11 protein-coding genes are annotated in these 12,712 nt (G+C 72.4%); 8 read left to right on the top strand and 3 right to left on the bottom strand.

All coding sequences use genetic code 11. The features are described from left to right. Positions 1–142: 142 nt before the first annotated feature. Positions 143–772, bottom strand: coding sequence for a hypothetical protein (locus tag N798_RS11055; protein ID WP_035948457.1), 630 nt, complete (start codon positions 770–772; stop codon positions 143–145). After that, positions 769–2,121 (bottom strand): glycosyltransferase, encoded by a 1,353-nt coding sequence (locus N798_RS11050; protein WP_035948481.1) that lies wholly within the window; start codon positions 2,119–2,121, stop codon positions 769–771. The genes N798_RS11055 and N798_RS11050 overlap by 4 nt, the downstream gene beginning before the upstream one ends. Before the next feature lie 91 nt (positions 2,122–2,212). Between N798_RS11050 and N798_RS11045 the strand changes: the two genes are divergently transcribed. Genes N798_RS11045 through N798_RS11030 form a run of 4 tightly spaced genes read left to right on the top strand, consistent with a single transcriptional unit; the run spans position 2,213 to position 6,058 of the window. Continuing rightward, entirely contained in the window at positions 2,213–3,328 is a 1,116-nt protein-coding gene (locus N798_RS11045; RefSeq protein WP_052117208.1) for a glycosyltransferase family protein, read from the top strand. A 50-nt stretch (positions 3,329–3,378) separates the two neighbouring features. After that, entirely contained in the window at positions 3,379–3,978 is a 600-nt protein-coding gene (locus N798_RS11040) for an acyltransferase (RefSeq protein ID WP_035948455.1), read from the top strand. Continuing rightward, positions 3,975–5,072: a DegT/DnrJ/EryC1/StrS family aminotransferase gene (locus N798_RS11035; RefSeq protein ID WP_035948454.1), complete on the top strand. Its 1,098-nt coding sequence runs from the start codon at positions 3,975–3,977 to the stop codon at positions 5,070–5,072. The genes N798_RS11040 and N798_RS11035 overlap by 4 nt, the downstream gene beginning before the upstream one ends. Beyond that, entirely contained in the window at positions 5,072–6,058 is a 987-nt protein-coding gene (locus tag N798_RS11030) for a Gfo/Idh/MocA family protein (RefSeq protein ID WP_035948452.1), read from the top strand. Before N798_RS11035 ends, N798_RS11030 begins: the two co-directional genes overlap by 1 nt. Before the next feature lie 94 nt (positions 6,059–6,152). On the opposite strand, the gene wecB is transcribed toward N798_RS11030, so the two are convergent. Further along, a complete protein-coding gene (gene wecB / locus N798_RS11025) occupies positions 6,153–7,220 on the bottom strand; it encodes a non-hydrolyzing UDP-N-acetylglucosamine 2-epimerase (RefSeq protein ID WP_035948450.1) in 1,068 nt (355 codons plus the stop codon). An 89-nt stretch (positions 7,221–7,309) separates the two neighbouring features. Between wecB and N798_RS17405 the strand changes: the two genes are divergently transcribed. The 4 genes from N798_RS17405 to N798_RS11005 are packed head-to-tail and all read left to right on the top strand — an operon-like array spanning position 7,310 to position 12,684. Beyond that, complete coding sequence (locus tag N798_RS17405; RefSeq protein WP_052117206.1) at positions 7,310–7,984, top strand: class I SAM-dependent methyltransferase; 675 nt, start codon at positions 7,310–7,312, stop codon at positions 7,982–7,984. Between the two features lies 1 nt (position 7,985). Continuing rightward, positions 7,986–8,720, top strand: a complete 735-nt coding sequence (locus N798_RS11015; RefSeq protein ID WP_035948448.1) for a hypothetical protein — start codon at positions 7,986–7,988, stop codon at positions 8,718–8,720. A gap of 50 nt (positions 8,721–8,770) precedes the next feature. Continuing rightward, positions 8,771–10,081, top strand: coding sequence for a nucleotide sugar dehydrogenase (locus tag N798_RS11010; protein WP_035948447.1), 1,311 nt, complete (start codon positions 8,771–8,773; stop codon positions 10,079–10,081). Next, complete coding sequence (locus tag N798_RS11005; RefSeq protein ID WP_229708656.1) at positions 10,078–12,684, top strand: glycosyltransferase; 2,607 nt, start codon at positions 10,078–10,080, stop codon at positions 12,682–12,684. The genes N798_RS11010 and N798_RS11005 overlap by 4 nt, the downstream gene beginning before the upstream one ends. The last annotated feature ends 28 nt before the right edge of the window (positions 12,685–12,712 follow it).

The following is a 12,712-nucleotide window of genomic DNA, read 5'->3' as shown; positions in this document are numbered from 1 at the left end:
CGCGGCTCCCTACGACGTGTTCGCGGCCCGGCTCGAGGCGCTCGCCCGCGCCTGACCCCGACCTCCGTCGACCGGACGGCGGGCGCGCGCGGCTCGGCAGCGATCGCGCGGCACTGCCGAGAGCCGGTGGAGCCGCGTCCGGCTAGGACGAGCTGTCAGCCCGACCGGCGCGGCGGGCAGCGATGACCCTGCGACCCGCCGCCGTGCCGACGACGACGTCGGGGTCCGGGTGCCGACGGGCGAGCAGCCACGCTGCACGGTGGGTGTGGGAGTCGAGGGCGACGACGACGTCCGCCGCGCCGAGCACGTCCTTCACCTCGCGGGCGCGCACGGTGTTGATCGCAAAACGCGCCGAGACCCCACCGGGGAGGAACGCGTTGGTCACCTTGCGAACCTTGGTGCTGTTGCGCACCCGGCTCACCTTCGGGTTGTCGCGCACCGCGAAGCGCACCCGGCGCGCCCTCCAGGCGACGCCGTGCGCGAGTCGGCGGGGCAGCGGGGTGGGGGCCTCGGGGGAGGCGTCGCCCGGCGCCTCGTCGTCCGGCTCCTCGGAGGTGTCGAGCGCGGCGACCGGCAGGACGATCGCGTGCCGTCGGAGGCTGAGGTCGGCACCGGTCCGCAGGGTCGCCTCCACCGGGAGCGGGCGGTAGGGGCGGTGGGCGGTGACGACCGTGACCGTGTCCTGGCCGTCGACCACACCGAGCTCCTCCCGGATGGTGCGGAAGGACGCCGGGCGCAGGTTCCTGGCGGTGGCAAGGATGACGATGTTCACGCCGACCTCTCCGTCGACTCGGTGGCGGACCCGGAGACGCCCGCGAGCAGCGCGGCGACCCGCGGCTCGAGCTGGAGGTCACGGGAGTAGCGGACGGCGAAGTCACGGCACGCGCTGCGGACCGACTCGTCGGCGGTGCGGGCGGCCTCTGCCGCCTTCTCGATCGCGTCGGCGACCGTCTCGGGCCCCAGGTCGGTCACCGGGAACCACAGCGGGTAGCCCTCGAGCACGTCACTGGCCGCGTTGCGCGGGTCGTGCACTGACACGATCGGCAGCGCGCTCGCGGCGTACTCGAAGACCTTGCCGCTCGTGACGTAGAGGCCGGCGCCGAGGATGAGCAGCGCGGCGTCGAAGGTGTCGTAGACCTCGCGGACGCGCTGCTTCGGCAGCGGGCCGGCATACGACAGGCCGTCGTCCGCATGGTCGGCGACGAGGCGCACGAGGTGGGGGCTGGGCGTCGCGTAGAAGCCGAGGTAGCCCCAGATCTGCGCCGTCGCACCGGCGAGGGCGGCACTGCGCCGACGGGCGATCGACCAGCCCTCGGCGAACTCCGCCAGCGGGACCTTCGCGCTCACGGTGCCGATGTAGCCGAAGTTGAGGGGCTTGTCCGGGGCGGGGGGCTCGAGGCGCGGCGACGGTGCGAACTCGGGGTCGTAGCCGTTGGCGACGACGTGCATGCGCTCGGCCGTGGACGGGTAGCGCAGGGTGTGCCAACGCCGGATCGGCTCGTTGACGAACCACACCTCGGTCGCGGCGTCGACGAGCTCCTTCTCGAGCTTCGCGACTCGCGAGCCCTCCTCGTGGAGCAGGCCACCGTCGAAGACGTCGAGCATCCAGGCGTCGCGGTAGTCCATGACGTAGGGCACGCCGGCCACCCGGTGCAGGTGGTGGGCGACGGTGAAGTCGACGTTCGGGTTGGCCGAGGCGACGACGAGGTCGACGGGGTCGGCGTCGTGGATGCGCTGGGCCGCCTCCTCCAGCGGCCGCTTCCACGGCCCGTAGCCGACCTCGGGGAAGTCCCGGGTGTCGAGGCGGACCCGGGCCTTGCGCCACAGCTTCGGCGTGAGCACCCGCCACGGCGACCACTTGCGCAGGTCGGTCTCGAGGTTGGGCCAGTCGAAGGGCACCCGGACGACCTCGATGCGCGGGTCGATGAGCTCCTCGAGCGAGGTGTCGGCACCGGTGTAGTTGAGGAAGGTCTCGCGGGTCGCCGTGAGCACGGTGACGCGCGCACCCTGCGCGGCGAACGCGTTGGCGGTGGCGAGCGCGCGATAGACCCCGCCTCCGCGACAGGGGGGGTATCCCCACGCCACGTAGAGAACGTGGGGGGCGTTGCCCTGGGCAGACATGCAGGTCTCCTTCACGGGGGCCGGCGGGCAGCCCACGGTCGTCGAGTCGGTGGCGCCTAGAGTAGTTGACCATGAGCAGCGGTCCTCGAGCATGACCACGGCCCCGGAGTCGGCGGCGGCCGACGTGCCGACCGAGACGCCCGTCCGCCTCCTCGTCGGGGCGGCCAACTTCGCGGGCCAGGGACGGCTCTGGGCGGAGGCGGCGGCCACGCTCCCGGAGGTCGCGGCGACCTCGTTCTCGGTCGGCAGCAGCAGCCTCACGGTGCCTGCCCACCACATCGTCGAGCGCGACGTCTTCGAGGACCCGGTGAGGTCCGTCGAGCACGAGCGGTGGGTGCGGTCGTTCACCCACGTGCTCGTCGAGGCGGGTCGCCCCGTGACGGGCACCACCCGGGGCAAGTACGCCCCCGGGGACGTCGCCGCCCTGACCGAGGCAGGCGTCGTCGTCGGTCTCGTGGCGCACGGGTCCGACGTGCGCCGACCCGACGGCCACCTGCGGCGCGAGCCCGACTCACCCTTCCACCACGCCGACGACCGCACCCTCACGATCCGGCAGGCCTACGCGGACCTCGTCGCGCCGCTCACCGACAGCGCGGACTGGGGCTTCGTGTCGACCCCCGACCTGCTCGACGACGTCCCGCACGGCCGGTGGCTGCCGGTCGTGGTCGACGTCGCCCGCTGGGAGGCTCCGACGTGGCAGGCCCCGCCGCCGGGGGAGCCGCTCCGGGTCGTGCACGTGCCGTCGGACTCCTTCATGAAGGGCACCGAGCAGATCGAGCCGGCCCTGCACCGCCTCTCCGAACGGGGCGTCATCGCCTACGAACCGATCCGCGGAGTCCCGCAGGAGCGGATGCCCCAGGTCGTCGCGGGTGCCGACGTCGTGCTCGACCAGTTCGCCCTCGGCAGCTACGGCGTCGCCGCGGTCGAGGCGATGGCGGCCGGCCGGGCGGTCGTGGGGCACGTGCGCGACGAGGTGCGCGGCCACGTGCTCGCGACCACCGGTCACGCACTGCCCATCCTCCAGGCGCGCGCCGGCGAGATCGAGGCCGTCCTCGTGGACCTCGCCGAGAACCGTCACCGCCTCGCCGAGGCCGCGGAGGAGGGTCCTGTCTTCGTCTCGGCGGTGCACGACGGCCGCATGTCGGCCTCGGTGCTCGCCGACTTCCTCTCGACCGGCGCGGTGGGCCGCCCGGACCGCGAGCCGTAGTCTGTGCCCGCCGGAGCACCTCCGGCGGACGACGTGACAAGGAGTGTCAGATGGCAGTGCGGATCCAGGACAGCGCGGACGTCTCACCCGAGGCCCGCCTGGGTGACGGGAGCTCGGTCTGGCACCTCGCGCAGGTACGCGAGAACGCCGTGCTGGGAGAGAACTGCATCGTCGGCCGTGGTGCCTACGTCGGCACCGGCGTCACCATGGGCGACAACTGCAAGCTGCAGAACTACGCCCTCGTCTACGAGCCGGCAGTCCTCGAGGACGGTGTCTTCGTCGGCCCCGCGGTCGTCTTCACCAACGACCACTTCCCCCGCTCCGTGGACCCGGACGGCACCCTCAAGCGCGGTGACGACTGGGAGGCCGTCGGGGTGACCTGCAAGCAGGGCTCGTCCATCGGCGCCCGCTCGGTGTGCGTGGCCCCGGTGACGATCGGACGGTGGGCTCTCGTGGCCGCCGGCTCGGTCGTCACGAAGGACGTGCCCGACTTCGCCCTCGTCGCCGGGGTCCCCGCGAGGCGGATAAGGTGGGTCGGCCGCGCCGGCGTCCCCCTCGAGGCCGGAGACGCGCCCCACACCTGGGTCTGCCCCAAGACCGGCGAGACCTACATCGAAGACAATGAGAGCCTGACGGAGGCCAAGAAGTGAACGAGTTCATCCCCCCGGCGAAGCCGCTCATCGGCGACGAGGAGCGCGCCGCCGTCGACCGCGTCCTGCGCAGTGGAATGCTCGCCCAGGGCCCCGAGGTCAAGGCGTTCGAGGAGGAGTTCTCCGAGCACTTCGGGCTCGGCCGGGCCTGCGTGGCGGTCAACTCCGGCACGAGCGGCCAGCACCTGGGACTGCTCTCGAGCGGCGTCAAGGCGGGTGACGAGGTCATCGTCCCGTCGTTCACCTTCGCGGCGACGTGCAACTCCGTCGCCCTCACCGGCGCCACCCCCGTCTTCGCCGACATCGACGCCGACGACTTCTGCATCAGCCCGGCCGCCATCGAGGCCAGGATCACCGAGCGCACCAAGGGCATCATGCCGGTCCACCTCTACGGCCACCCCGCCAAGATGGACCAGATCATGGCGATCGCCGACAAGCACGGCCTCCAGGTCTACGAGGACGCCGCGCAGGCCCACGGCGCCTCCCTGAACGGCACCCCCGTCGGTGCGTTCGGCACGTTCGCGATGTTCTCGCTCTACCCGACGAAGAACATGACCTCGGGCGAGGGCGGCATGGTCTCGGTGGGCGACGCCGAGGTCGAGCGCCTCATGCGCCTCTACCGCAACCAGGGCATGGAGCGGCAGTACCACAACGAGGTCGTCGGCTTCAACACCCGCATGACCGACATCCACGCCGCCATCGGCCGGGTCCAGCTCACCAAGGTGGGCGCCTGGACCAAGGCGCGCCAGGACAACGCGGCCTTCCTCAGCGCGAACCTCGAGGGCGTCACGACGCCGCCCGTCGCCGAGGGCGCGGTCCACGTCTACCACCAGTACACCGTGCGCGTGCCCGAGGACCGTGACGGCCTCGCTGCCGCCCTCAAGGAGCAGTTCAACGTCGGCTCCGGCATGTTCTACCCGGTGCCGAACCACCAGCTGAAGCCCTTCGCCGGCACCACCGACGATGCCGACCTCCCCGAGACGATGAAGGCCGCGGCCGAGTGCCTCTCGCTGCCGGTCCACCCGTCGCTCAGCCAGGCCGACCTCGAGCGCATCGTCGAGGGCGTCAACACCCTCGCCAAGGCAGGTGCCTGATGGCCAACCTGCGCGCGGGCCTCATCGGCCTCGGCATGATGGGCCGCCACCACGGCCGCGTCCTCGCGAGCCTCCCGGGCGTCGACCTCGTCGCCGTCGCCGACCCCGGTGGCGACGTCCACGGCATCGCCGGCGGACGACCGGTCCTCGAGAGCATCGAGCAGCTCATCGAGCAGGGGATCGACTACTGCATGGTCGCCGTCCCGACGATCTACCACGAGGAGGTCGGGCTCGCCCTCGCCGAGGCCGGCGTCCACGCGATCATCGAGAAGCCGCTCGCCCAGGACACCCCCGCGGCCACCAAGGTGGCCGAGGCGTTCGAGGCCAAGGGCCTCGTCGGCGCGGTCGGCCACATCGAGCGCTATAACCCCGCACTCCAGGAGGCGCGCCGTCGCCTCGAGGCCGGTGACCTCGGTGACGTCTACCAGGTGAGCACCCGCCGTCAGGGCCCGTTCCCGGCGCGCATCGCCGACGTCGGCGTCGTCAAGGACCTCGGCACGCACGACATCGACCTCACCGCCTGGGTCACCCAGCAGACGTTCACCGCGGTCGCCGCGCGCACGGCATACAAGAGCGGTCGTGAGTTCGAGGACCTCGTCGCGGTGACCGGGCAGCTGTCCAACGGCGTCGTGACCAACCACCTCGTCAACTGGCTCTCGCCGCTCAAGGAGCGGGTCACGATCATCACGGGGACCAAGGGCGCCTTCGTCGCCGACACGCTCACCGCCGACCTCACCTTCTACGCGAACGGCGAGGTGCAGACGACCTGGGACGACATCGCCAACTTCCGGGGCGTCTCCGAGGGCGACGTCGTCCGCTACGCGATCGCCAAGCCCGAGCCGCTGCGGGTCGAGCACGAGCAGTTCCGCGACGCCGTGCTCGGCAAGGACGCCGACATCGTCACGATGACCCAGGGCCTGCAGACGGTGCGCGTCGCCGAGGCCTGCATCGAGTCCGCGGCGACCGGCCAGACCATCACGCTCTGACACGTCGCACGACACGAACGCCCGCCTCGGATCGAGGCGGGCGTTCGTCGTGGTCCGGGGTGTGCGGAGACGGCGTATGCCGTCCGCCCACCGCTCAGGCGCGGCTGACCAGGCGCGCGGCGAGGGCCGCGACCGTGGCCTCGGCGGCGTGGCCGTCACCGTAGGGCGTTGCGTCGGTCGGCTCCGGGGCGGGCCGGTCGACGGTCTCGGCCAGGCGGTCGAGGTCCAGGGCGAGGACGTTCCAGCCGAGGTCGACGGTCTCCGTCCACTCGGTCTCGGTGCGCACCGTGGTGCACGGGGTGCGCAGGAGGAACGCCTCCTTCTGGAGCCCGCCGGAGTCGGTGACGACGGCGCGGGCGGCCTGCACCGCTGCAACCATCGTGGGGTACTCCATCGGCTCGATCGTGTGCAGCGAGCCGACGGTGAGGTCGAGCCCCTGCTCCTTGGCCTTGGCCACGAGCCGCGGGTGGGCGGTGAGGACGACCGGGTGGGGAAGGCCCGCGAGCCCCTCGACGATGGCCCGCAGGCGGGCCGGGTCGTCGGTGTTCTCGGCCCGGTGGATCGTCGCGAGGAAGAAGTCGTCACCGACCTCGTCGGTGAAGGGCAGGGCCCCGCCCCGAGCCTCCGCGGCGACCTTGAGGCACACGTCGGTCATGACGTCGCCGGTGAGCGCCGAGCGGTCGGCGAGCCCTTCGGCCGCGAGGTGGCTCATGGCGACCTCGGTGGGGGCGAGGCACAGGTCGGCGGCGTGGTCGGTGAGGACGCGGTTGTGCTCCTCGGGCATCCGTCGGTTGAACGAGCGGAGGCCTGCCTCGAGGTGGGCGAGCGGGTAGTGCAGCTTCACGGCCGAGAGAGCCCCGGCGATCGTGCTGTTGGTGTCTCCGTAGACGAGGACCCAGTCGGGGCGGTGCTCCTCGATGACCGCGTCGAGCTGGGTGAGCATCGAGCCGGTCTGCACGCCGTGCGATCCGGAGCCGACGCCGAGGTGCACGTCGGGAGTGGGGATGCCGAGGTCGGTGAAGAAGACGTCGGACATCTTGGCGTCGTAGTGCTGCCCGGTGTGGACGATGACGTGCTCGTGACCCGCGGACTCGAGCGCGTGCGCGATGGGTGCGAGCTTCACGAACTGTGGGCGGGCGCCGACGATGGACAGAACGCGCATGGGGCCTTCCGGACGTGGTGGTGCGGGCGACCTCCGCCGCGCGCTGTTTAGGCTAGCGTGTCCGCGACATGTCTCGGAGAGGAGCCGGAGTGACCGACGTCGACATGCCCGTGCCGGGCGTCCGTCCGTTGTCTCCCGACGAGTCCCGCACCTACTGGGACGAGCGCCACCGCACCCGTGACGAGCTCGCCTCCGGGGGCAACATCGCCTTCGACCGCGGCACCAACCACATGCTCTACGTCGTCCGCACGGCGCGGCTCGTCGAGGTCCTCGGGACGCACAGCGACGCCGAGTACCCGCTGCGTGTGCTCGACGCCGGATGCGGCAAGGGCTACTTCTCACGGCAGCTCGCGTCGTTCGGCCACCGCGTCGACGGCATCGACACGAGCCCGCACGCCATCGCGCAGTGCCGTGCCGAGGGTGGACCGGCCGAGACCTACCACCTCAGTGCGCTCACGGAGTGGGCGCCACCGCACCTCTACGACGCCGTCGTCTGCATCGACGTCCTCTACCACCTCATGGACGACGCGGAGTGGGAGGCCAGCGTGCTGCACCTGGCCTCGCTGGTGCGGCTCGGGGGAGTGATCGGCCTCGTCGACCACGACCGTGACGAGGACGTGGTCTGGCACGACTACCAGAAGACCCGTGCCAGGTCGCGGTATGCGGAGCTGCTCTCCGGAGCCGGCTTCGAGGTGACGAGGTTCGTCACCAACGACTTCATGGAGGATCCGTCGGGCATGCACGTCGCAGTGAGAGTGGGCTGAAGTGGCGCTGAAGGAACTGGCCTCGTCCTACACGGGAGGGGACGCTGGGCGTCGGCTCGTCTACACCGAGGCTGCCGCGCCCCTGGCGCAGGCGCTCGCGGACGGCCGTGGTGCAGGGGAGGACGACGGGGTCGACACGGCGGTCCGCGTCGACCTCGCCCCGTCGGGTCGCGAGGTCGAGTCGGTCGAGCGTGCGCTTGCCTCCGCCGGTGACCGGGACGTGGTCGTGCTCCTCTGCGTCTCGCTTCCCGAGAACCTCCCGGTGGGGCCCCTCGTCGACGTGGTGACCCGCGCGGGGGCCCGGGTCGTGCGGGTCGAAGGTCTGCGCACCCGCCACGCCCGCACCGCCCTGGTCCTCACCCGGGACGCCTCGGTGCCGGGAGTGAGCTACCTCCTCGGTCACGCCGTCTCCGAGGACGACTCCGCGCAGCGGCGCCTGGCCAACGAGTGGCAGCTCGAGGGCCTCCAGCTGCGCGCCCTCGCGGCGACCCTGGAACGACGGCTCGAGGGGGCGCTCTCCGAGGCCGCAGCCCTGCGGGTGGAGAAGGCAGCGGTCGAGTCACGTCTGTCGGCCCAGGCCAAGGAGCACGCGCGGTCCGTGGCGTCCCTCGAGCGCCGGCTCGCCGAGGGCGGCCTCGGGCCCCGGATCCGGCGCGCGGCGCGCACGATCTCGTCGGACCCGGTGGGGGGATCGCGAAAGGTGGCCAAGGCGGTCGTGCGCAGGGCATCTCGCTGACGCCCGTATGATCGAGGCGCCTCAACGGACTCCCAAAGGACTGAATACTCGTGAAGATCTGTGTTGTCGCCCTGGGCAAGATCGGACTGCCGCTCGCAGTCCAGTTCGCCAGCAAGGGGCACGACGTCGTCGGCGTGGACGTCAACGCCGCCACCGTGGACACGGTCAACGAGGGCAAGGAGCCCTTCCCGGGTGAGGCCCACCTCCAGGAGAAGCTGAGCGAGCTCGTCCCCGCCGGCCGCCTGCGGGCGACCACCGACTACGCCGACGCCGTCCCCGGCGCCGACGCGGTCGTCCTCGTGGTGCCGCTCTTCGTCGACGGTGAGGGCACCCCGGACTTCGGCTGGATGGACGCCGCGACCCGCGAGCTCGCCCAGCACCTGACCCCGGGCACCCTCGTCTCCTACGAGACGACCCTGCCCGTCGGGACGACGCGCGGTCGCTGGAAGCCGATGATCGAGGAGGTCAGCGGTCTCACCGAGGGCACCGACTTCCACCTCGTCTTCAGTCCGGAGCGTGTCCTCACGGGGCGCGTGTTCGAGGACCTGCGCAAGTACCCGAAGCTCATCGGTGCGCTCTCGGAGGAGGGCGCCGCCCGGGCGACCGCCTTCTACGAGGCGGTGCTGGACTTCGACGACCGCCCCGACCTCGCCCGGCCGAACGGTGTCTGGGACCTCGGGTCCGCCGAGGCCTCGGAGCTCGCCAAGCTCGCCGAGACGACCTACCGCGACGTCAACATCGGTCTCGCCAACCAGTTCGCGACCTTCGCGGCGACGCAGGGCATCGACGTCTTCCAGGTGATCGAGGCCAGCAACTCGCAGCCCTACAGCCACATCCACCGGCCCGGCATCGCCGTGGGCGGGCACTGCATCCCGGTCTACCCCCGTCTCTACCTCCACACCGACCCCGACGCGACGGTCGTGCGAGCCGCGCGTGCCGCGAACGCCGCGATGCCGGCATACACGGTCGCCCTCCTCGAGGGAGCGCACGGCGACCTCGACGGCGCCAAGGTCGTCGTCCTCGGCGCGGCCTACCGCGGCGGGGTCAAGGAGACGGCCTTCTCGGGCGTCTTCGACACCGTCACCGCGCTCGCCGACCGCGGCGCGACCGTCCTCGTCCACGACCCGCTCTACTCCGACGAGGAGCTGAAGGCCCTCGGGTTCGACGCCTACCACCTCGGTGAGGAGGTCGACGCCGCCGTCATCCAGGCCGACCACGCCGACTATCGCGACCTCACCCCGGCGGACCTCCCGGGGCTGCGCACCCTCGTCGACGGCCGACGGATGACCGACGCTGCCGACTGGGCCGGCGTGACCCACCGCACCGTGGGTGTCGCGCCGACGGTGACCGCCACGTCGTGACGACGGCACCCGCGGGGCCTCACCGGGTCCTCATGATGGTGGGCAACGACGTCCGCCACGACACGCGGGTGCTCAAGTCCGCGCTCGCGCTCGCCGACGCGGGGCTCGGGGTCACCGTCCTGGGCCTCAGCACGACCGGCCGGCGGGAGGAGTCCGACCTCGGACCCGTGCGCATCATCCGGGTGCCTGCCGGACGGGTCGTCCGCGACGCGGCCGCGGTCCAGCGCAGCCGCCGGCGGTCACGGCTCGCCCTCGCGGTGCCGGAGGAGGAGCGGCAGGCTCGTGAGCAGCGGCTGACCCTGCGCCAGCGCGACCGGGAGCTCCAGGACGACCTCGGCGCCCGCGTGCGCGCCGCCCAAGTCGACCTCGCCCACCGCAGCGTGCGAGCCCGGGCGGAGGCGGATCGACGGCTGCGCCGCGTCGAGCGCCTCGGGTGGCGTCTCGTCGACGCCGCGGTCAGCCGGTCGCCGGTCGCGGCCTCCTGGCGGCGCGTGCTGCCCGAGATCGACGACTACGCGCTGGCCCTCGGACCCGTCGTCGACTCCCTCGAGTGGGACGTCATCCACGCGCATGACGTGCACCTCGTCGGCATTGCCAGCCACGCCGTCGCCCGGCGTCGGCGCTCGGGTCGACGCGCGGACTGGGTCTACGACGCGCACGAGTACGTCGCCGGCATCTCCCTCTACGGCTCCCGCACCAGGCGCAAGCGGGCGGCCTACCTCGACCTCGAACGGGAGTACATCCGGGACGCCGCCGCCGTCATCACCGTCACCGACCCTCTCGCCGACAGGCTCCGCCGCGACCACCGCCTGCGTGAGCGTCCGACCGTCGTCATGAACAGTCCGGTGCTCGGGCCGCTCTCGCCCGACGCGCCGTCGCTGCGGCGGACCCTCGGGCTGGCGGACGAGGTCCCGCTCCTCGTGTATGCCGGTGGGGTGAGCGCCGCTCGCGGCATTGGCACCGCGGTCGAGGCCCTCGTGCGCCTACCCTCGGCCCACCTGGCCGTCGTCGCCGTCCCGTCCGTCGACGTGCAGGCGGCCCAGCGGCTCGCCGAGCTCGCCGAACGGTTGGGCGTCGACGACCGCTTCCACCTCGTCGACCCGGTCGCACCCGAGCAGGTCTCGGCCTTCGTGTCGAGCGCGGACGTCGGCCTCCTGCCGCTCCTGCACTTCGGGAGCCACGAGGTGGCGCTCGCCAACAAGCTCTTCGAGTACCTCCAGGGCGGACTGCCCGTGCTGGTCAGTGACTGTCGCGCCCAGGCCGACTTCGTGTCCACCCACGGCGTGGGGCGGGTGCACGTCGCCGGTGACGTCGACTCGTTCGTGCGGGAGGTGGAGCCCCTGCTGCGTGGGGAGTCCGTCCCCGCGCCGGGCCTCGTCGCGGAGCTGCTCGCCCCGCTGGCGTGGGAGCACCAGGCCGAGCGTCTCCGGGGGGTCTACGCCGCGCTGCTCGGCGACGAGGTGCGCCACTCCGCGGCCGACGGGTCGGCCCCGGCGGCACTGCGAACCGCGAGGGTGACCGAGCTGGCCGACGTCGTCGAGGTGCCGGCGCCGACCGCGGCGCGCCCGTCGGTGCTGGCCATCGGTCCGGCGAACATGGCCGGGCAGGCCTGGGAGTGGGCGCGGGCCGCCGAGAGGGTCGTGCCAGGCGTGAGGGCCGAGGTGCTCTCGGTCGACCGCGGCTCCGCTGTGGCGTTCGAGGCCGACGTCGTCGTGCCCGCCTCGACCTTCGCGCGCGACCGAGGATGGGCCGAGCGGCGCCAGACCGAGGCGCTGGCGACCTGGACACACGCCCTCCTCGAGGCCGGTCGTCCCGTCTTCGGCACGATGAACGGGCGTGACTTCACGGGGGACGCCAACGTCCTGCGCGCCGGGGGCGTCGAGGTGGGGCTCGTCATGCACGGCTCGGAGATCCGCAGTCCCGCCGGCAACGCCGCACGCTCGCCGTGGTCGCCCTTCCGGGACCCCGGGGAGCCACTCACCCGGCGTCTGCAGGAGCAGTGGGAGACGCTGCACCCCAGGGTGCGTGCCTTCGACGGGCCCGTCTTCGTCTCCACACCGGACCTCCTCGTCGACCTCCCCGAGGCCCACCTCCTGCCGGTCGTCGTGGACGTCGACGCGTGGGCGAGCGCGGCCCCGGTGCTCGAGCGAGAGGTGCCCAGAGTCGTGCACGCGCCGAGCCGCGCCGCGCTCAAGGGCTCCGAGCACGTCGAGCGCGTCATGGCGCGACTCGTGGCCGACGGCCTCGTCGAGTACGTGCGTGTCGAGGGCGTGCCGCCGGACGAGGTCCGGGCAGCCGTGCGCTCCTGCGACATCGTGCTCGACCAGTTCAGCATCGGGACCTACGGCGTGCTCGCCGCCGAGGCCATGGCGGCCGGACGGCTGGTGGTCAGCTACGTCTCGCCACTGGTGCGGCGCGCGGGGGAGCTGCCCATTGTCGAGGCGACCCCGGAGGACCTCGAGGAGGTGCTCCGGTCCGTGCTGGCGGACCGTGATGCCGCACAGGCGACGGCAGCCGCGGGCGTTGCGTTCGTCCGCGAGCACCACGACGGGCGTCGTTCGGGTGAGGTGCTGCGGGACGTGCTGGGGCTGCGCGGGACCTGACCGACGACGGGCCGACCCGCAGCGGTGG

Source organism: Knoellia flava TL1, from assembly GCF_000768675.1.
GTDB lineage: Bacteria > Actinomycetota > Actinomycetes > Actinomycetales > Dermatophilaceae > Knoellia > Knoellia flava.
Note: the sequence above shows the minus strand (reverse complement) of the source record. Positions and strands in the feature narration are given on the sequence as shown.